Below are 19,127 nucleotides of genomic sequence, written 5' to 3'. Positions count from 1 at the left end.
GCCCCCGGGACCGGCTCGGGCAGCCCGAGGCCGGTATCCGCCACGTCGCCACAGAAGGGTCCACGATCCATGAGCGCACCCAGCACCATCACCGTGGACGGCAAGTCGATCGAACTGCCGGTGAAATCCGGTACGATCGGTCCGGACGTGATCGACATCGGCAAGCTCTACGCCCAGACCGGCGCCTTCACCTTCGATCCGGGCTTCACCTCGACCGCCTCGTGCGAATCGAAGATCACCTACATCGACGGCGACGAGGGCGTGCTGCTCTACCGCGGCTACCCGATCGAGCAGCTCGCCGAGAAGGGTGACTTCCTCGAGACCTGCTACCTGATGCTGTTCGGCGCCCTGCCGACCGCGGCCCAGAAGGCCGATTTCGACTACCGGGTCACGCGCCACACCATGGTGCACGACCAGATGAACCGGTTCTTCACCGGCTTCCGCCGCGACGCGCACCCGATGGCCGTGATGGTCGCCTCGGTGGGTGCGCTCTCGGCCTTCTATCACGACTCGACCGACATCACGGACGAGAGCCAGCGGATGATCGCCTCGATCCGCATGATCGCCAAGATGCCGACCCTGGCGGCGATGGCCTACAAGTACTCGATCGGCCAGCCCTTCGTGTATCCGAAGAACGACCTCGACTACACTTCGAACTTCCTGCGCATGTGCTACGCGGTGCCCTGCGAGGAATACGAGGTGAACCCGGTCTTCGCCCGGGCGCTGGACAAGATCTTCATCCTGCACGCCGACCACGAGCAGAACGCCTCGACCTCGACGGTGCGGCTCGCCGGCTCCTCGGGCGCCAACCCCTTCGCCTGCATCGCGGCCGGCATCGCCTGCCTCTGGGGCCCGGCCCATGGCGGCGCCAACGAGGCGGCGCTGAAGATGCTGATGGAGATCGGCACGCCCGAGAACGTCAGCAAGTACGTCGCCAAGGCCAAGGACAAGAACGACCCGTTCCGCCTGATGGGCTTCGGCCACCGCGTCTACAAGAACTACGATCCGCGCGCCCGGATCATGCAGAGCACCACCCACCAGGTGCTGAAGGAGCTCGGCAAGACCGACGATCCGCTGCTCCACGTCGCCATGGAGCTGGAGCAGATCGCCCTCAAGGACGAGTACTTCATCGAGAAGAAGTTGTACCCGAACATCGATTTCTACTCGGGCATCACCCTCAAGGCGATGGGCTTCCCCACCGACATGTTCACGGTGCTGTTCGCCGTGGCCCGCACGGTCGGCTGGATCGCCCAGTGGGCCGAGATGATCGAGGATCCCTCGCAGAAGATCGGCCGTCCGCGGCAGCTCTACGTGGGCCCGGCCCAGCGCGACTACGTGCCGGTCGACCAGCGCGGCTGAGGCGGGACCTGTCCCGGGACAAGACCGACGGGGCGGCCGAGCGGCCGCCCTTCTCGTTTGCGGAGGCGCCCGTGCTCCGGCTCCCCTACCGCCCGCCCTACGACTGGGCGGCGATCCGCGCCTTCCTGGCCAAGCGCGCGATCCCGGGCGTCGAAATGGTCGATCCCGGCGGCGCGACCTACGCGCGGACGGTCAGCGCCGCGGGCCGGCACGGCTTCCTGACGGTGGAGCCCGGCGACGGCTGCCTGCACGCGGCGCTCCGCGGCATCGAGGCCGGCGACGCCCCGACGGTTGCCGGACGCCTGCGCAGCCTGTTCGACTGCGACGCCGACCCGACCGCCATCGCGGCCTGTCTTGCCCGGGATCCCGTCCTGGCCCCGCTGGTGGCGGCGCGACCGGGCTTGCGACTGCCGGGGGCCTGGGACCCGTTCGAGACCGGCTGCCGGGCGATCCTCGGCCAGCAGGTCTCGGTGGCGGCTGCCATCGGACTCGCCGGGACGCTCGTGGCGGCCTTCGGGACGCCGCTGGCGGAGCCGGCCGGCGGGTTGACCCACATCTTCCCGGCACCGGCGGCGCTGGTCGAGGCGGATGTTGCGCGCGTGCTCAACATGCCGCGCGCCCGCGGGGCGGCGATCCGGGCGCTCGCGGCGGCAGCGCTCGCCGACCCGGACCTGTTCGCTCCGGCGGAGACGCTGGAGGCTGCCGTCCTGCGCTTCACGGTCATCCGCGGGATCGGACCCTGGACGGCGCAGTACATCGCCATGCGGGTGCTCAAGCTGCCGGACGCCCTGCCGGTCGGCGATGTCGGCCTGCTGCGGGCGCTGGAGACCGGCACCGGACGCCCGAGCCCGGCGGCGCTGCTCGCCCGGGCCGAGGCGTGGCGCCCGTATCGGGCCTACGCGGCGCAGCATCTCTGGGCGGCGGACGAGGCGGTCGTGAAGGGGCGATGACCGCGCCGCCGTCCCAGGTGAGCGGAGCGACGCCATCTGATCGGCGCCGCGCTGATGTTCGGCGCCGCGCGGGCGCTCGGCGCAGTCAGGCTCGGCCGCCCGCGTCCTCATCCTGGCATGCGGACTGGGATGCGTCCTGAGGTGCGGCGAAGCCGACGCCGAGGAGCCCTCCAGATGGCGCCGCGGTCCCTGGAGGGCTCCGTCGAAGCCTGCGCTGCGCTCCGGTCCCCACGATGAGGAGGTGGGCCGGCAGGTCCACACCCCTTCCGCCCGACAGGATCCTCAGCGCCCGAACCGCTCGAACTTCGGGAAGCTGCGCGCCATCATCAACCCGACCTCGGCGCGATGGCCGAGCCACTTCTCCAGCACCGATGCGTTGGCGAGCCGGCCCTCCGGCGAGCCGTCCTGCCACGGCAGGCCGTCGGCCAGCTTGAACACGTGTGCATCGAGCAGCGTCCCGCTGCGGCAGCGCTGGAGGCGCACGCCCTTGCCGCGGGCGAGTTCGGCCACTTCGGAGATCGGGAAGACCAGCAGCAGCTTCTCCGTGTTCACCACCGCCACGTGGTCGCCGTCCGCCGGCACCAGCACGGCCGCGGTGGCGTCCCCGTCGAGGCCGAGCACGCTCTTGCCCTTGCGGGTGTTGGCCACCAGCGCGTCGGACGGCGCCATGAAGCCGCGCCCGTCCGAGCCCGCGATCAGCAGCTTGGTTTCCGGCCGGTAGGGCAGCGCCGCCACGATCTCGGTGCCGTCGTCGAGGTCGGCCATCAGCCGCACCGGGTCGCCGAAGCCCCGCCCGCCCGGCAGCTTCGAGGCTTCGAGGGTGAACACCTTGCCGTTCGTGGCGAGCAGCAGGATCTTCTGCGTGGTCTCCGTCGGGAAGGCGATCTTCAGGCTGTCGTCGCCCTTGAAGGCCACGCCCGTGAGGTCGGCGACGTGGCCCTTGAGCGCCCGGATCCAGCCCTTGGTAGAGACGATCACGGTGATCGGCTCGCGCTCGACCAGGGCCGCGGTGAAGTCGATGCCGCCGACATCCGGCGGGCTCGCCAGCGTCGTGCGGCGCTTGCCCAGCTTGGTCTCGGCCCCGAAAGTCTTCTTCACGGCGCGGATCTGCGCCTGGATCGCCTTCCACTGCGCCGGCTCAGAGGCGAGGAGGGCGTCGATCTCGGCCTTCTCGGCGGTGAGCGCCTCGAACTCGCGCTTCAACTCCATCTCCTCCAGCTTGCGCAGGGATCGCAGGCGAGTGTCGAGGATCGCGTTGGCCTGGAGTTCGGTCAGCTCGAACCGGGCCATCAGGGCGGCCTTCGGCTCGTCCTCCTCGCGGATGATGCGGATCACCTCGTCGAGGTCGAGATAGACGATGAGCAGGCCGCCGAGGATCTCCAGGCGGCGGTCGATCTGGCCAAGGCGGTAGCGCGAGCGGCGCTGCAGCACCACGCGGCGGTGGTCGACCCATTCCCGCAGGCACTCCACGAGCCCGATCACCTTCGGCACGAGGCCGCCGACCAGGACGTTGAGGTTGAGCGGGATCCGGGCTTCGAGTTCCGTCAGCCGGAACAGCGATTCCATCAGGATGACCGGATCCACCGTGCGCGAGCGCGGCTCCAGCACGACGCGCACGTCCTCAGCCGATTCGTCGCGGACGTCGGCCAGGAGCGGCAGCTTCTTCTCCTGCAGGAGCTCGGCCATCTTCTCGATCAGCCGGCCCTTCGGGATGCCGTAGGGGATCTCGGTGACGACGATATTCCAGGTGCCGCGGCCGAGATCCTCCTTGGTCCAGCGGGCGCGGACGCGGAAGGCGCCGCGGCCGGTCCGGTAGGCCTCGGCGATGGACTCGGCCGAGTCGACCAGGATGCCGCCGGTGGGGAAGTCCGGACCCTGCACGAACTTGGCGAGGTGCGCCGAGGTCGCCTCGGGGTGATTGATCAGGTAGAGCGCCGCGTCGCACAGCTCGGCGGCGTTGTGCGGCGGGATCGAGGTCGCCATGCCGACCGCGATGCCCTGGCTGCCGTTGGCGAGCAGGTTCGGGAACGCCGCCGGCAGGACGATCGGCTCCTCCTTCTCGCCGTTGTAGGAGGGCCGGAAATCGACCGTGTCCTCGTCGATCCCGTCGAGGAGCAGCCGGGCGACCTCGGTGAGCCGCGCCTCGGTGTAGCGGTAGGCGGCCGGGCCGTCGCCGTCGATGTTGCCGAAATTGCCCTGGCCGTCGACCAGCGGGTAGCGCTGGGCGAAGTCCTGGGAGAGCCGCACCAGGGCGTCGTAGATCGCTTGGTCGCCGTGCGGGTGGAAGTCGCCCATCACGTCGCCGACGATCTTGGCGCACTTCTTGTGCGCGGTGGTCGGATCGAGCCGCAGCAGCCGCATCCCGTACAGGATGCGCCGGTGCACGGGCTTCAGCCCGTCGCGGGCGTCCGGCAGCGCCCGGTGCATGATCGTGGAGAGCGCGTAGGCGAGGTAGCGCTCCTCCAGGGCGGATTTCAGCTCGACGCTCTCGATTCCGTCGCCGGACGGCGGCTCGAAGGGCTGGCCCATGACGGCTCCTCAATTCAACGTCTTCACCGCACGCCGTCATTCCAGGGCCGCGCAGCGGAGCCCGGAATCCAGAACCGCCGGCGCCCCGAGCGTCGGCACGAACGGCGATTCTGGATTCCGGGATCGCCTGCAGCGCCCTGGACCGACGCACGAGGGATATAAGAACAGAACACGAACATTACTCGGCCTCGCGGCCGAGTGCAACGAACCGGGTCCGCTCCTCGGGCATCCCGAGGCCGCGGGGACCCCAGACGTGCCGGTCGAGGAAGTACCCCGTCAAGGTAAACCCTTGCGCAACGCCGTCCGGGCCCGGGGATCCACCCGCGTGCAGGAAGGTCGGGAGCGCCAGCAGGCGGTCCCGGTAGGGTTCGCCCGCCGAGGCGCTGACCGCACGGCCGCTCTTCGGCGACACGTAGGCCAGGGCGTCGTTGCCGCCGGTGGCCGCACAGGCCGTCAGGTCGAGGCCGAAGCCGAGTTCCGCCAGGATCGCCAACTCGAAGCGCACCATCAGGGGGGGCGCGATGGCCGGGTCGTCCAGGTGCTCGACCAGGATCCCGGCGGCCTCGTAGAGGGCCGAATGCGGGTCGCGCTCGGGCAGGAGCCGCAGCAGGGCGGCCAGATGACTCATGCCGTAGAGGGCCAGGCTGGATCCGATCAGGCGCGAGACCCGGGATTCGAGGGGCTCCACCGCGTAGGATCCGAGCCCCTCGTCGAGGCGGGCCCGCCACGTCAGCCGGACCCGGTTGCCGGGCTGCAGCACGGGCTGCATGCGGCGCGAGCGTCCGCCGTGCACGAGGCCGAGATGGCGCCCGTGACCTTCGGTCATCGCCTCCAGGATGACGCCGGTCTCTCCGTGCCGGCGCAGGCCGAGCACCAGGGCGTCGTCGGACCATTGCATCGAACGTCGGGTCGCAGGGTGAGAGGGGCGCGGCGCGCGGCAGGCGCGGTCCGCTCGATCCCCTCCATATAGGAAGTCGCGCCGTCCGGCGCTGCCCGCGCTGGCCAGCCTGGGGCAGCCTTGACCGCGTAGCGATGCGCGATGCCGATCCGCGCCGCCCTCGCCCTCATCTCTTTCCTCGCCGCCATCCTTTCCCTCGCCTTGTCCGGGGCGCAGGCCGCGCCGCGGATGCGAGGACCCGCGGCCGAGGATGCGCCCTCCCCGGCCCTGCTCCGGCGGATCGCCGCGCTGGCGCTGAAACAGGTCGAGTTCGGCTCGGTCTCGCTGCTGCCGGTGCGCTTCGAGGGCAGCCGGATCGCCGGACCGATCGCGGAGTCCGGCCGGGTGATCTACTGCGTGTCGGGACGGATGTACGGCCGGACCTTCGGCAAGCCCGAACGTCCGAAGCTGGCGCTGCGCTACGACACCGACCGGCTCACGGTGATCGACGACGACGCGATCTGCACCGGGCACCGCACCCGGCCGTTCCCCGAACTCGACACCCTGGGCAACGCGCGGTGAGGCCGCCGCGTTGAGGGCCATGCCCGCTCCGACGCGCCTCCTCGACCTCAACCTCGACCTGATCGCCCGCGCCCACGCGGTCCCCGTGGCCGACGACCCGAGCGCCCTCGCCGTGCTGTCGGACGCGGAGCTGCGACCTGGCCTGGAGGACATCATCGCCGGGCGCGATGGCCGCGACCTCTGGGTCTTCGCCTACGGCTCCCTGATGTGGAACCCGGAATTCCCGGTGGCGGAGCGGCGGATCGGGACGGTCCGCGGCTTCCATCGCCGGTTCTGCCTGCTCCAGCGCCGCTTCCGCGGTACGCCGGAGCGGCCGGGTTTCGTCCTGGCGCTGGACCGCGGCGGCCTCTGCCGGGGCGTCGCGTTCCGCCTGCCCGGGATGGAGATCCGCGAAGCCCTGATGCCGGTCTGGCGGCGCGAGATGCGCGGCCGGGGCTACGTCGCCCGCTGGCTGCCGGTGGCGACCGAGGCCGGTCCGGTCTCGGCCCTGACCTTTCTGGCCAACCGCGCCAGCGACCGCTACGCCGGCCGCCTCTCGGATGCCGAGATCGCCGAGAAGATCGCCGCCGCCTGCGGGCATAAGGGACCGAGCGCCGAGTACCTGTTCCGGACCGTGGAGGCCTGCGAGCGCCTGGGCATCCGCGACCGGCACCTCTGGAACCTCCAGGCCCTGGTGGCCGCGCGGCTCAGAAGCTGCGTGCTGGTGTGAGACCGCATTCCGAGGCGGCTCCGAGGCGGCGCGGTCTTCGCGCCTGTTGCGCGGCGACCCGGAGCGCCACCAGGGCCCGCACGGTCACTCGGCCCTCGGTCACGGCGCTTCGCTCGCCATGCCCGGGAGCCTGCATCAGCCCGGGAGGTTTGGTCCGAAGGCCCAATAAGGTTCAGGCTCAGGCCCAAGCCCGCTTCATCGTGAGGACGACGCGGCCGCCCGCGTGCTCCGCATCCGGATTGCGCGGCTCCCGGATGCCGGGGGCACGGCCCGTGGTCACGTAGACCAGGAGGGTGAGGGCGAGCAGGATCTTCGTGCGCATGGCGACGCTCAAGCTTGAGCGAGCGTGCATAGGATCGATCGGTTTTTACGGAGTTGCTGCGATGCACGCGGACGTTTTTGCGGTGCGATTCCCGCGATCGTGGTGAACGAAGGGTTGCGGCCCGAGCGCGATCGTCTATGCCGCCGGCCGGACGATCACAGGCGGAGGATGGGATGCGGCTCCGGATCGGCGTGGCCCTGGCGGTGGTGATCATCGCGGCCGCGGCCCTCCTCGCGGGGCCGCTGAGCCGCGGGGAGCGGCTGTCCGACATCCTCACCGGGCGGACACCGCTTCTGGCAGGCGGTGCCCCGGCTCCCGCAGGCGGCACCGACCTGTCCGGCACCGCCTCCCTGGGGATGGACCAGCGCCCGGCGACCCTGCACGTCGCCTGCGATCCGGCCGGGATCGGCCTGGCGGCGGCGCTGATCGTGCCGCGCTACGCCGAGCTGGCGCCGCGCTTCGATTTCGCCGGGCTCGACGGCACGGGCGGCGCGGCACCGCTCACCGGGATCCTGGTCTCCAGCGCCGGCAGCGTCCGTTCCGTGCGCATGCCGGTGCAGGGCGTGCCGACCGGGCCGGATTCGGGCTTTACCCTGACGGTGACGGGATCCCGCCGCGGCGAGGATCCCCTGCGCGGGGTCGCCCGCTCGCTCACCCAGCCCGGGACGAAGATCATTTGGACGCAGGCGAGCCCGCGAACCGGCGATCCCACCCTGACGGCGACCTTTCCGATCGCGGAGTCCGAGGCCGCCGCACTGAAGGCCGCCCTCGGCGGCTGCCTCACGGCGCCGTTCTAGGGGCCCACGTCTCGGGGAAGCCTCCTCGCGACGAGGCCGGCGGCGAGGAACGTTGCCGCCGGCGGCCAGCCCGCCGATCCCGTCCGGCACCCGCCCCACGATCCGCGCCCGGCATGGACCCGGTCGCTGGTCATCGGCGTCACCAGGAGCGGCGGCACCGGGAAGCCCGGAACGATGCCGGACCGGTCGAGCGCCGGCATCGGGTCGAACCCGCCGCGGTTCGGACCAACCGCCGCGGTCAGGCCGCGATGGTGCCGTCGAACAGCTTGGCCTCGCGCGGCCGGGCGCGGCGTCCGCCGACCCGAGGAAGAAGGCTGTTCGTGGGTGAGGCCCGCCCCGCCTGTCCGCGGCTCGCCGGAGGCCACGCACGCAATCCGGACGCTCCGGCACCGTTCGGAAAAGCCGCCCTGGTGTGATGGCAGGCGGACCCCGGGGCCGGGCTTCAGGTTCCCGCTTCCCGCTGCCGGGATGGTCGTCCTGCGCGCAGGCGGAGGCTAGCTGACCTCCACCTGCACCACCCCCGGGACGGTCCGGAGCTGTCCGGCCAGTGCCGGGCTTGCCTGGAACTTACCCGGCAGCCGGATCTCCACCTCGCGCCCGCCACCGTCGAGCTTGAGGATCAGCGAGACCTCGCTCTCGCCCCGCATCGACAGGCGCTGCTGCACCGGCGCGACCCCGCGCGGGTCGCTCAGGTGGATGCGGATGCCCTTCTGGTGGCGGGCCACCGCCTGGTCGAGGGGCTCCGCGGTGAGGATGCGGGCGCGCACGTCCTCGCCCTCCAGGTTGGCCTGGAGCTGCAGCACCAGGGGACGGCCCGGTTCGAGGATGTCGCGGTACTGCCCGAGTCCCTCGGAGAAGATGATCGCCTCGAAGTGGGCCGTCCGGTCCGACAGGGTGACGATGCCCATCTTGTTGCCGGTCTTGGTGCGCCGCTCCGCCCGGTCGAGCACCGAGGCCGCCACCCGGCCGACGCTGGAGGTTCCGGCGCGGACGGCCCGGCAGAAATCCGCCCAGCTCTGCACCCGCAGCTTGTCCAGAAGGTCGCCGTACTCGTCGAGGGGGTGCCCCGACACGAAGAAGCCGATCGCCGCGTATTCGCGCTTGAGCGTGTCGGCCATCGGCCAGATCTCGTGGGGCGGGATCCGGAGCGAGACGTCGTCCGCCACCACGCCGCCGAACATGTCGGTGACGCCCGCGGACGCGGCCTCCGCCGCGCTGGCGGCGAGCTTCATCATCGGCTCCACCGCCGCGAAGGCCCGCGCGCGGTCCGGCTCGATGCAGTCGAGCGCCCCGGCCTGGACGAGGCTCTCCAGGGTGCGCTTGTTGATCATCCGGGGATTCAGCCGGCGGGCGAGGCAGGCGAGGTCCTTGAACGGCCGGTCGCCGCGGGCCTCGACCAGCGCCCGCACCGCCTCGCGGCCGACGCCCTTGATGGCGGCGAGCGCGTAGAAGATCTTGCCGTCGCGCACCTCGAACACCTCACCCGAGGTGTTGATCGAGGGCGGCTCGACGGTGATCTTGAGGCGCTGCGCGTCCTGGCGGAATTCCGCGAGCTTGTCGGTGTTGTCGATGTCGAGGGTCATGGCGGCGGCCAGGAACTCGACGGGGTGGTTCGCCTTCAGGTAGGCCGTCTGGTAGGTGAGCAGCGCGTAGGCCGCCGCGTGGCTCTTGTTGAAGCCGTAATCGGCGAACTTGGCCAGGAGGTCGAAGATCTCGTTGGCCTTGGCCTTGGTCAGGCCGCGCTCGGTGCAGCCTTTCAGGAAGCGGTCGCGCTGCGCGTCCATCTCGGCGCGGATCTTCTTGCCCATGGCGCGCCGGAGCATGTCGGCCTCGCCGAGCGAGTAGCCGGCCAGCACCTTGGCGATCTCCATCACCTGTTCCTGGTAGACGATGATGCCGAAGGTCTCCTTCAGCATCGGCTCCAGCTTCGGATCCGGGTACCAGGACGCCTCGTTGCCGGCGTCGCGGCCGAGCTTGCGCTCGCAATAGACCGGGATGTTGGCCATCGGGCCCGGCCGGTAGAGCGCCACCAGGGCGATGATGTCCTCCAGCCGGTCGGCCTGCATCTCGCAGAGCGCCTTGCGCATGCCGGCCGATTCCACCTGGAACACGCCGACCGTCTCGCCGCGGCCCATGGGCTTGTAGGTGTTCTCGTCGTCGAGCGGCAGGCTCGCGAGGTCGATGGCGATCCCCCGCTGCTTCAGCAGATCCGTGCAGCACCGCAGCATGGTGAGGGTTTTCAGACCCAGGAAGTCGAACTTCACCAGCCCGGCCTGCTCGACCCACTTCATGTTGAACTGGGTCACCCGCATGCCGGTCTTCGGGTCGCGGTAGAGCGGGACCAGCTCCTCGAGCGGCCGATCGCCGATCACCACGCCGGCCGCGTGAGTCGAAGCGTGCCGGTGCAGGCCCTCCAGCTTCTTGGAGATGTCGATGAGCCGGCCGACGATCGGCTCCTCCTCCATGGCCTGCTGGAGCTTGGGCTCGCCCTCGATGGCCTGGGCCAGCGTCACGGGGTTGGCCGGGTTCTGCGGCACGAGCTTGGTCAGCTTGTCGACCTGCCCGTAGGGCATCTCCAGGACGCGGCCGACGTCGCGCAGGACGCCGCGGGCGAGCAGCGTGCCGAAGGTGATGATCTGCCCGACCTGGCCCTCGCCGTAGCGCTGCTGCACGTAGCGAATCACCCGCTCGCGGCCCTCGACGCAGAAGTCGATGTCGAAATCCGGCATCGAGACGCGCTCGGGGTTGAGGAAGCGCTCGAACAGCAGGCCGAAGCGCAGCGGGTCGAGGTCGGTGATCAGCAGCGACCACGCCACCAGCGAGCCGGCACCCGAGCCGCGGCCCGGACCCACGGGGATGTCGTGGTCCTTGGCCCACTTGATGAAGTCCGAGACGATCAGGAAGTAGCCCGGGAACTTCATCGACACGATGACGTCGAGTTCGAAGGCGAGGCGCTTGCGGTAATCCTCCTCGGAGAAGCCCGGTGCCGTGCCGTGCTGCTTGAGGCGCAGTTCCAGCCCCGCCTCGGCCTGCCGGCGCAGCTCGGTCGGCTCGTCGGCCGAGACCGCCTGCACGCCCGTCTCGCCAGCATCCGCCAGGGCCTCGGCCATGGGCGGTGTCTCGCCCGCGGCCACGGCGCCGAAATTCGGCAGGATGGGCTTGCGGGTCCGCGCCCGCACGGCGCAGCGCATGGCGATCTCGACGGTGGCCTGGAGCGCGTCCGGCAGGTCGCGGAACAGCTCGGCCATCTCGGCGCGGGTCTTGAAGGCGTGGCTCGGCGTCACCCGGCGGCGTCGCTCGTCGGAAACGATCCGGCCCTCCGCGATGGCGAGCAGGGCATCGTGGGCGTCGTAATCGTCGGGCTTGGCGAAGAAGGGCTCGTTGGTCGCCACGATCCCGAGGCCGTGCCGCCCGGCGAGATCGAGGAGCGCGGTCTCGATCCGTCCCTCCTCCGGAAGGCCGTGGCGCTGCAACTCCACGTAGAGGCGGTCCTCCCCGAAAGCCTCCTTGAGCCGCTTGAGGCGGGACAGCGCCAGTTCGGGCCGGCCGGCCCGGAACGCCGCGTCGAGCGGCCCCGACATCCCGCCCGTGAGGGCGATCAGCCCGTCCGAGGCGCCCGCGAGCGCGCCGGCGTCGAGGCGGGGCGCCTCGCCCAGCGCCGTGTCGAAATAGGCGCGGCTCGCCAGCCGCAGCAGGTTGGCGTAGCCGGTCTCGTCCTGGGCCAGGAGGACGACGCCATGGCTCGTCGGGGCGCTGCGCTGGTGCGGGTCGGCCGCCTCGAATGCCACCGAGAGCTGCACGCCGGCGATCGGCTGCACCCCCTCCCCGGCCGCCTTCTCGGAGAATTCGAGCGCCCCGAACAGGTTGTTGGTGTCGGTGAGCGCGAGCGCCGGCTGCCGGTCGGCGACCGCGGCCTTGATCAGGGAGCCGACCTTCAGCGCCCCTTCGAGTAGGGAATAGGACGAGTGGACATGGAGGTGGACGAATCCGACCTCCTTGAGCTGGCGTGGCATGGCCGACCTTGTTCCGGGGTCGTGCAGCATCCCTGCTCGCCGGCTTTGAGTCGACGTGTGGAGGCCCCTGGCGGGACGATATCCACCGGTCGTGCCCTGGAAGCACCAGTTCGAGCTGCCCCTGTGGACAATCGGCATCGTGGGGCCGATCGCCTGTGCATAAGCCGCCCGCAGGGGGAACCGGGCGGCGATCGGAAAATTCCGGCTAACGAACCGGTGCCAAGGCTACCGTCCAGGCGCCCACCGCGGCGAACAGCATTCCGAACGCCATGAACTCGATCATTCCGGTCAGGACCATTCGCTTCAGCATCGCCGTGCCTCCTCTGTGCGCGGTCCATTATGTTCATGTTTTGTTCTAGAGGAAGGGGCTGGACGCGGCGCGTCGGCTGCTTCTCGTCGGCATGGTAAAAAGATCGTTGCTGCGCTTCGGCCGGGCTGGCATCACCCCCGCTGCGTACTGAATTCGTCATCGGATCGGGGGGTTCGGAGGAGCAGGTCATTCCCGCGATACGGACGGTCGGACGGATCGAGGTCGCGCTCGTGGCTGTCGGGACACACGGCGACGTGCTGCCGTTCATCGCGCTCGGCCACGCCCTCCGCGCGCGCGGGCACGGCGTCGCCCTGGCCGCGCCGGCACCGTTCGAGCCGATGGCCCGGCGGGCGGGCCTCGCCTTCCAGTCCCTGGGGACGGTCGCCGATTACGAGGCGGTGATCGGTGCGCCGGAACTCTGGCACCCCCGCTGGGGCTTCAAGCCGATGTTCGACTACGCCCTGCGGATGACCGAACCCACCTGTCTGTGGCTGGGTGCCACCCGGGCGCGGACCCGGGATCTCGTCGTGGTGGCGTCGCCGCTCAGCTGGGGCGCGCGGTTCGCCCAGGATCTGTACGATCTACCCACCGCCACGCTGCACGTGATGCCCTTCCTGATCGAGAGCCGGTTCGAGCCGCCCCGGATGCCCGGATTGCCGTTGCCGCGGCTGCTCCCGGCGCGCCTGCAGGCCTTCATCAACCGGGGCATCGACAAGGTCGTGGTGGGTCCGTTCACGCTGCCGCCGCTCAACGCGCTGCGCCACCACCTCGGCCTCGATCCGGTGCGCCGGCTGCGCCACTGGTGGAACAGCCCGACCCGCATGCTGCTGATGTTCCCCGGCTGGTACGCCGCCCCGCAGGCCGACTGGCCGGCCCAGGCGGTGCAGCTCGGCTTCCCGCTGGTCGACCGGTTCGGCGACGTGGCGGCCATGCCGCCGGACCTGGAGGTCTTCCTGGCCTCGGGCGATGCCCCGATCGTGTTCACCTACGGCTCGGCCATGCGTCAGGGGGCGGCCTTCTTCGAGACCGCCGTAGAGACGTGCCGCCGGATGGGGCGCCGGGGCGTCCTGCTCGCACCGCAGGGAGGCCAGATCCGCAAGCCGCTTCCCGAGGGGATCATCCACGTGCCCTACGCGCCCCTGAGCGCGCTGCTGCCGCGGAGCGCCGCCCTGGTGCACCACGGTGGCGTCGGAACGGTGGCACAGGCTCTCGCGGCCGGCATCCCGCAGCTCGTCGTGCCGGTGGCGTTCGATCATTTCGACGAGGGCCGCCGCCTCCAGGATCGGGCCCTCGGCATCACCCTGAGCCGCCGGGCGTTCCGGCCCGCCCGCGCCGCCCGGGTGATCGGGCGGCTGCTGAGCGACGCGGCGGTGACCCGTGCCTGCGCGCGGGCCAAGGCGCGCATGGCGGAGAGCCACGACGCCATTGCCGAGGCCTGCGCTCAGGTCGAGGCGCTGGCCGACGAGCGCGGGCGGACCGCGCCCGATCCCCGTGCCCCGGAGGGCGGCAGGCGGACACCCTGAAACTGCCGACAGGCAGACGTCGGAGCCGCGTCGCGGGCCCTGGTTTCTGCCTCAGGTCGGAGATCGGTGTGGGAGGCCGCAATCGGAGATCGGCCGCGGCGGTTTGCCTTCGAGGTCTCAAGGCGCCGCCGCGACCTCGGTGCGGACGCGCGGGTTCAGTGGCCCAGGAGGAGGCTCGCCGAGCCGATGAGCGTCGCGAGCAGGCCGCTCACGAAGGCGCCGATCATCGCGTAGGAGACAACCTTAAGCTTCATGTACGCCGATCCCCCGGCTCAGCAGCGGTAGCCGCCGGTGGTCTGCCCGTACTGCTTCACCGGGCGGGTCTGCTGATCGGCGTTGCCCTCCGCCGCGGAACTCATCGGGCAGCCCTCGTAGAAGGGCATGTCGTGGGCGCCGAGGCCGAGCGCGCCGGTGGTCTCGGGCGCGTAGGGCACGAAGCCGGTCCAGCGGCCCCGGTTCTCCGCCATGGCGGACGAGAGCGGTGCGGCACCAAGGACAAGCGCGGTGAGGGCGATGGCGATACGGTTCTTCATGGCAGGGCTCCAGAGATATCGCAGTACAGGCCGGTTGTTCGGCTCTGTTTTGTCTTGCGTGATTGCAATGTAGTGAGCCGATGTCTTTCGCGGCGTGACGCGCCGCACGCGGCAGGATGGATTAAAAATCGCGGCGTTTCGGGCGCGTCTCGGGCCCGTCTCGCGCCCTCGTGGCGGGGCCGGACGCGGTTTGCCGCGACGGTGAGAGCCGGCCCACATCGAGGAGGGACACGGCGGTCCGGCACACGGGATCCGGAGATCCGCGGAACGGATCCCCGAGCAGCGCTTCGCCCCAGGCGGTGTCCGATCGAGACCCGCGATCGCCGGGCGCCCGTCCGTCATCGGGGACGCACGGCATCGGCGCGCATTGCGCCGCCTTATCGGCTCGCTTCGCCGGCACCGCCGTCCGGGACTGGTGTGAGGGCCGGGCCGATGCCGGCGCCCGGTACGGTCCCCGGGGCGTGTCGCAGCCTAATCGAGCGGCGTGATCAGCCCGTCGCGGATGGTTACCCGGCGGTCCATGCGCGCGGCCAGCTCGAGGTTGTGGGTCGCCACCAGGGCGGCCAGTCCGGAGGCCCGCACCAGGGCGAGCAGCACCGAGAAGACGTGGCCGGCCGTGCCCGGGTCGAGGTTGCCGGTGGGCTCGTCGGCCAGCAGCAGCCGCGGACCGTTGGCGACCGCCCGGGCGATGGCGACGCGCTGCTGCTCGCCGCCCGACAGTTCGGCGGGGCGGTGCGGCAGCCGGTTCTTGAGGCCGAGGAAGCCGAGCAGTTCGGTGGCGCGGGCCTTCGCCTCCGCGCTCTTCAGGCCGCGGATGAGCTGCGGCATCACCACGTTCTCCAGCGCCGAGAATTCCGGCAGCAGGTGGTGGAACTGGTAGACGAAGCCCATCTCCTCGCGCCGGAGGCGGGTGCGTTCCGCATCCGGCATGGCGGCGGTGGGCTGGCCGCCGATATAGACCTCGCCCCCGTCCGGCCGTTCCAGCAGCCCGGCGAGGTGCAGCAGGGTCGACTTGCCGGCGCCCGACGGCGCGACCAGCGCCACGAGCTCTCCCGGCCAGATCGCGAGATCGGCGCCGCGCAGGATCTCCAGGGCGCCCTCGGCCTGAGGGTAGCGCCGCTCGACGCGGGAAAAGAACAGGGCCGGAACCGGCGGGTCGCCGGTCGTCTGGCTCGGATCGCTCATGGGTGGTGGCCCGTCAGCCGTAGCGGAGGGCCTGCACCGGATCGAGCCGGGCGGCGCGCCAAGAGGGATAGAGCGTCGCCGCGAGCGACAGCAGCAGGGAGGTGATCACCACGGCGGTGATCTCCTTCGGATTCATCTGGGCCGGGATCTCGGCGAGGAAGCGCACGGTCGGATCCCAGGCCCCCGGAAACAGCACGTGCTGGATCGGCTTGATGTTCAGCGTGATCAGGACGCCGAGGGTCAGCCCGCCCAGCGTGCCGACGATACCGATCAGCGCGCCGTTGATCAGGAACACGCGCATGATCGTGCCGGGCGTCGCCCCCATGGTGCGCAGGATGGCGATGTCGCTCGACTTGTCGCGCACCAGCAGGATCAGGCCTGAGACGATGTTGAGCGTCGCCACCACGACGATCAGGCTGAGGATCAGGAACATCACGTTCCGCTCGACCTCCAGCGCCCCGAAGAAGGTCCGGTTGCGCTGGCGCCAGTCGGTGAGCAGGATCGGGCGCTCGGCCGCCATCTCCAGGGGCTCGCGCATGTCGCCGACATGGTCGGGATCGTCGACATAGATCTCGATCATGCTGACGTCGCCGTCCTTGTTGAAGAAGGCCTGCGCCTCAGCCAGCGGCATGAACACGAAGGTCTGGTCGAACTCGGTCATGCCGACTTCGAACACCGCCTTGACCGTGTAGCTCTTGGTGCGCGGCGCCGTCCCGAAGGGCGTGGACGAGCCCTTGGGCGTCACCAGCGTGATCGTGTCCCCGGCCTGGAGGCCGAGGGTATCGGCGAGCCGCCGGCCGATCAGCACGCCGGTGCCGTCGTCGAAGCCCTCCAGGGTGCCGCCGCGGATCGACGAAGACACCGCCGCCAGCGCGTCGAGGTCGGCGGCGCGCACGCCGCGGATGATGACGCCCGAGCCGCCGTACTGCGACGAGGCGAAGGCCTGCCCCTCCACCAGCGGCACCGCCGCGCGCACGCCCGCTACCTTGGACAGGCGCTCCGAGAGGTCGGTCCAGTCGTTGAACGGGCGGTCGATCGGCGTCGCGAACAGGTGGCCGTTGATGCCGACGATCTTCGACAGCAACTCCGCCCGGAAGCCGTTCATCACCGACAGGACGATGATCAGCGTGGCGACGCCGAGCGTTATGCCGAGCACCGAGAAGAACGCCACCACCGAGACGCCGCCACCCCGGCGGCGCGCCCGCAGGTAGCGGCCGGCAAGGATCCACTCGAACGGCGCGAACGGCGGGGTGCCCGCGCGGAGCGACGTCGCAAAGGTCTTCACCCGATCCAGCGCCGCTGATGCCGCCATCGGATTGACTCAGACGCGCCGGATGCGTGCCAGCAGGTCGACGGTCGCGAGGCTCTCGCGCTCGCCGCCGGCGCGCCGCTTCAACTCGACCTTGCCCTCGGCCAGACCCTTGGGCCCGACGATCACCTGCCAGGGCAGGCCGATCAGGTCGGCGGTGGCGAACTTGGCGCCCGGGCGCTCGTCGCGGTCGTCGTAGAGCACTGACAGGCCGGCGGTCTCCAAGTCGGACTGGATCTGCGCGCAGGCCGCGTCGGTGCCGGCATCGCCGACCTTCAGGTTGATCAGGGCCACGTCGAAGGGCGCCACGGAATCCGGCCAGATGATGCCGGCCTCGTCGTGGCTGGCCTCGATGATCGCCGCCACCAGCCGGCTGGGACCGATGCCGTAGGACCCCATATGGACCGGCCGCTCGATCCCGTCCGGACCCGCGACCTTGGCGCCCATCGGCTCGGAATACTTGGTGCCGAAATAGAAGATGTGCCCGACCTCGATGCCGCGGGCCGCGAGGCGGCTCGCCTCCGGCACCTCCGCGAAGGCCTCCGGCTCGTGCATCTCCTCGGTGGCGGCGTAGTGCGAGGTCCAGGCATCGACGATGCCCTGAAGGCCGGCGACGTCGTCGAAATCGACCGTCTCGGGCGGGGTGTCGAAGCCGAGATAGGCCTGGTCGCAGAAGACCTCGCTCTCGCCGGTCTTGGCCAGGATGATGAACTCGTGGGACAGGTCGCCGCCGATCGGACCGGTATCGGCGCGCATCGGGATCGCCTTGAGGCCCAACCCCGCGAAGGTGCGCAGGTACGCCACGAACATCCGGTTGTAGGCGTGGCGCGCCCCCGCCTGGTCGAAGTCGAACGAGTAGGCGTCCTTCATCAGGAACTCGCGCGAGCGCATCGTGCCGAAGCGCGGCCGCACCTCGTCGCGGAACTTCCACGAGATCTGGTAGAGATTCTTGGGCAGGTCCTTGTAGGAGCGCACGCTCGCCCGGAAGATCTCGGTGACCATCTCCTCGGCGGTGGGCCCGTAGAGCATCTCGCGCTCGTGCCGGTCCTTCAGGCGCAGCATCTCCTTGCCGTAGGCGTCGTAGCGGCCGGATTCCCGCCACAACTCGGCGGATTGCACCGTCGGCATCAGGATCTCGATGGCACCGGAGCGATCCTGCTCCCGGCGGATCACCGCGCAGACGCGCTCAAGGACCCGGAGGCCGAGCGGCAGCCACGCGTAGATGCCGGCCGATTCCTGGCGGACCAGGCCGGCGCGCAGCATCAGCCGGTGCGAGACGATCTCGGCTTCCTTGGGCGTCTCGCGCAAGGTCGGCATGAAGTAGCGGGAGAGACGCATGTCGTCAGAATCTTGGAAGTGGATCCGGCCGGGAGGAGCCGCGGCGCGCCGGCACACAACACGCCGGAGACGCAAATTACAAGCACTACGGGACCAAGGCGCGGCGTAATCGCGGCGAAGCGGTGGCGCCGGGGGTATGTCGGCCCGGGGGCTGCCCATCGCGGAAGCGGTCTGCCCATTTGCCGGCAAGAAAGCGCAGATTTTTCTCGCAGACCCGGTGACAACACGAATTGTTGTTCCTATAAGCGTCCGGCGATGTTTGCGACGCCCGGAAGAGGTGGCGCAAGGTCCGAGTCTTGGGAGGAAAAGCGACCACCCCGCAGCCAATGCGAGGGATATTCAAAGGTCGATACACTGAAGCTTGAAAAGCAAGGCCTTCGGCCTTGCTTTTTTTATTCTTGGCGGCAGTCCGCACCGGTCCCGGTCCGGCAGCGCCTCCGCCCGAAGCCGCTCCCGACCGCCCTGTGGAGAGCGGTCAAAGCGTGCAGAACCCATGCCGGCGTCTACATTTCGACAGTGCGGGCCCCGTCCTTAACCCGGCAGGCTCTTCGGCCGCGCATGGTCGCTCGCGAACGACCCGTGCGAGCCCGCCATGCACTTCCAGATCCGCCAGGATGGCAAACGCTGGTCCTGGGTCCTGCTCAGCGACGCCCACGAGCCGATCGCCGCGTCGGACCAAGCCTATCCGTCGGCCGCCCAGGCCTCGGCGGCGGCCCTCGCCTTCGCCCATCTGGTCGCCCGGGCGGGCAGGTCCCTGACGGTGACCCCCTCGGGGCCCCTGCTCTGAGCCG

At 70.4% G+C, this 19,127-nt stretch carries 15 protein-coding genes; 7 read left to right on the top strand and 8 right to left on the bottom strand.

Annotation, left to right across the window (positions count from 1 at the left end):
• Positions 1–69: 69 nt before the first annotated feature.
• Together gltA and MKK82_RS32770 are read left to right on the top strand one after the other, a co-directional pair.
• A complete protein-coding gene (gene gltA, locus MKK82_RS32775) occupies positions 70–1,359 on the top strand; it encodes a citrate synthase (protein WP_238284725.1) in 1,290 nt (429 codons plus the stop codon).
• A gap of 71 nt (positions 1,360–1,430) precedes the next feature.
• Entirely contained in the window at positions 1,431–2,309 is an 879-nt protein-coding gene (locus MKK82_RS32770) for a DNA-3-methyladenine glycosylase family protein (RefSeq protein WP_238284724.1), read from the top strand.
• Between the two features lie 282 nt (positions 2,310–2,591).
• On the opposite strand, the gene parC is transcribed toward MKK82_RS32770, so the two are convergent.
• Together parC and recO are read right to left on the bottom strand one after the other, a co-directional pair.
• Positions 2,592–4,838 carry a DNA topoisomerase IV subunit A gene (gene parC / locus MKK82_RS32765; protein WP_238284723.1) on the bottom strand — a complete coding sequence of 749 codons (2,247 nt, stop codon included), beginning with the start codon at positions 4,836–4,838 and terminating at the stop codon, positions 2,592–2,594.
• Positions 4,839–5,016: 178 nt separating this feature from the next.
• Positions 5,017–5,736 (bottom strand): DNA repair protein RecO, encoded by a 720-nt coding sequence (recO, locus tag MKK82_RS32760; protein ID WP_238284722.1) that lies wholly within the window; start codon positions 5,734–5,736, stop codon positions 5,017–5,019.
• Positions 5,737–5,877: 141 nt separating this feature from the next.
• Here recO and MKK82_RS32755 point away from each other — a divergent pair, with 141 nt between their 5' ends.
• On the top strand, positions 5,878–6,297 hold the full coding sequence (locus MKK82_RS32755; RefSeq protein WP_238284721.1) for a hypothetical protein: 420 nt from the start codon (positions 5,878–5,880) through the stop codon (positions 6,295–6,297).
• A 19-nt stretch (positions 6,298–6,316) separates the two neighbouring features.
• The gene (locus MKK82_RS32750; RefSeq protein ID WP_238284720.1) at positions 6,317–7,006 is read left to right on the top strand and encodes a gamma-glutamylcyclotransferase; all 690 of its coding nucleotides are present in this window, start codon (positions 6,317–6,319) and stop codon (positions 7,004–7,006) included.
• A gap of 178 nt (positions 7,007–7,184) precedes the next feature.
• Here MKK82_RS32750 and MKK82_RS32745 read toward each other — a convergent pair whose 3' ends face one another.
• Positions 7,185–7,328 (bottom strand): hypothetical protein, encoded by a 144-nt coding sequence (locus MKK82_RS32745; RefSeq protein WP_238284719.1) that lies wholly within the window; start codon positions 7,326–7,328, stop codon positions 7,185–7,187.
• Between the two features lie 173 nt (positions 7,329–7,501).
• Between MKK82_RS32745 and MKK82_RS32740 the strand changes: the two genes are divergently transcribed.
• Positions 7,502–8,125 carry a hypothetical protein gene (locus tag MKK82_RS32740; protein WP_243988020.1) on the top strand — a complete coding sequence of 208 codons (624 nt, stop codon included), beginning with the start codon at positions 7,502–7,504 and terminating at the stop codon, positions 8,123–8,125.
• 494 nt (positions 8,126–8,619) lie between these two features.
• Here MKK82_RS32740 and dnaE read toward each other — a convergent pair whose 3' ends face one another.
• Positions 8,620–12,138, bottom strand: a complete 3,519-nt coding sequence (dnaE, locus tag MKK82_RS32735) for a DNA polymerase III subunit alpha (RefSeq protein ID WP_238284717.1) — start codon at positions 12,136–12,138, stop codon at positions 8,620–8,622.
• A gap of 525 nt (positions 12,139–12,663) precedes the next feature.
• Between dnaE and MKK82_RS32730 the strand changes: the two genes are divergently transcribed.
• Positions 12,664–13,971, top strand: coding sequence for a glycosyltransferase (locus MKK82_RS32730; RefSeq protein WP_238284864.1), 1,308 nt, complete (start codon positions 12,664–12,666; stop codon positions 13,969–13,971).
• 272 nt (positions 13,972–14,243) lie between these two features.
• Here MKK82_RS32730 and MKK82_RS32725 read toward each other — a convergent pair whose 3' ends face one another.
• The 4 genes from MKK82_RS32725 to proS form a co-directional block, all read right to left on the bottom strand.
• On the bottom strand, positions 14,244–14,504 hold the full coding sequence (locus MKK82_RS32725) for a hypothetical protein (RefSeq protein ID WP_238284716.1): 261 nt from the start codon (positions 14,502–14,504) through the stop codon (positions 14,244–14,246).
• 471 nt (positions 14,505–14,975) lie between these two features.
• On the bottom strand, positions 14,976–15,689 hold the full coding sequence (locus tag MKK82_RS32720) for an ABC transporter ATP-binding protein (RefSeq protein ID WP_238284715.1): 714 nt from the start codon (positions 15,687–15,689) through the stop codon (positions 14,976–14,978).
• A 13-nt stretch (positions 15,690–15,702) separates the two neighbouring features.
• Entirely contained in the window at positions 15,703–17,001 is a 1,299-nt protein-coding gene (locus MKK82_RS32715) for a lipoprotein-releasing ABC transporter permease subunit (protein ID WP_238284714.1), read from the bottom strand.
• 9 nt (positions 17,002–17,010) lie between these two features.
• Positions 17,011–18,336: a proline--tRNA ligase gene (gene proS, locus MKK82_RS32710; protein WP_243988019.1), complete on the bottom strand. Its 1,326-nt coding sequence runs from the start codon at positions 18,334–18,336 to the stop codon at positions 17,011–17,013.
• A 592-nt stretch (positions 18,337–18,928) separates the two neighbouring features.
• On the opposite strand from proS, the gene MKK82_RS32705 reads away from it, so the two are divergent.
• Entirely contained in the window at positions 18,929–19,123 is a 195-nt protein-coding gene (locus tag MKK82_RS32705; RefSeq protein WP_238284712.1) for a hypothetical protein, read from the top strand.
• The last annotated feature ends 4 nt before the right edge of the window (positions 19,124–19,127 follow it).

The organism is Methylobacterium sp. E-046 (genome assembly GCF_022829625.1).
Lineage (GTDB): Bacteria > Pseudomonadota > Alphaproteobacteria > Rhizobiales > Beijerinckiaceae > Methylobacterium > Methylobacterium longum.
Note: the sequence above shows the minus strand (reverse complement) of the source record. Positions and strands in the feature narration are given on the sequence as shown.

Bases quoted from the DNA above. Each gene is read 5' to 3' on its own strand.
- gltA (WP_238284725.1), top strand. From the start codon at position 70: ATGAGCGCACCCAGCACCATCACCGTGGACGGCAAGTCGATCGAACTG.
- parC (WP_238284723.1), bottom strand. From the start codon at position 4,838: ATGGGCCAGCCCTTCGAGCCGCCGTCCGGCGACGGAATCGAGAGCGTC.
- recO (WP_238284722.1), bottom strand. From the start codon at position 5,736: ATGCAATGGTCCGACGACGCCCTGGTGCTCGGCCTGCGCCGGCACGGA.
- MKK82_RS32755 (WP_238284721.1), top strand. From the start codon at position 5,878: ATGCCGATCCGCGCCGCCCTCGCCCTCATCTCTTTCCTCGCCGCCATC.
- MKK82_RS32750 (WP_238284720.1), top strand. From the start codon at position 6,317: ATGCCCGCTCCGACGCGCCTCCTCGACCTCAACCTCGACCTGATCGCC.
- MKK82_RS32745 (WP_238284719.1), bottom strand. From the start codon at position 7,328: ATGCGCACGAAGATCCTGCTCGCCCTCACCCTCCTGGTCTACGTGACC.
- MKK82_RS32740 (WP_243988020.1), top strand. From the start codon at position 7,502: ATGCGGCTCCGGATCGGCGTGGCCCTGGCGGTGGTGATCATCGCGGCC.
- dnaE (WP_238284717.1), bottom strand. From the start codon at position 12,138: ATGCCACGCCAGCTCAAGGAGGTCGGATTCGTCCACCTCCATGTCCAC.
- MKK82_RS32725 (WP_238284716.1), bottom strand. From the start codon at position 14,504: ATGAAGAACCGTATCGCCATCGCCCTCACCGCGCTTGTCCTTGGTGCC.
- MKK82_RS32720 (WP_238284715.1), bottom strand. From the start codon at position 15,689: ATGAGCGATCCGAGCCAGACGACCGGCGACCCGCCGGTTCCGGCCCTG.
- MKK82_RS32715 (WP_238284714.1), bottom strand. From the start codon at position 17,001: ATGGCGGCATCAGCGGCGCTGGATCGGGTGAAGACCTTTGCGACGTCG.
- proS (WP_243988019.1), bottom strand. From the start codon at position 18,336: ATGCGTCTCTCCCGCTACTTCATGCCGACCTTGCGCGAGACGCCCAAG.
- MKK82_RS32705 (WP_238284712.1), top strand. From the start codon at position 18,929: ATGCACTTCCAGATCCGCCAGGATGGCAAACGCTGGTCCTGGGTCCTG.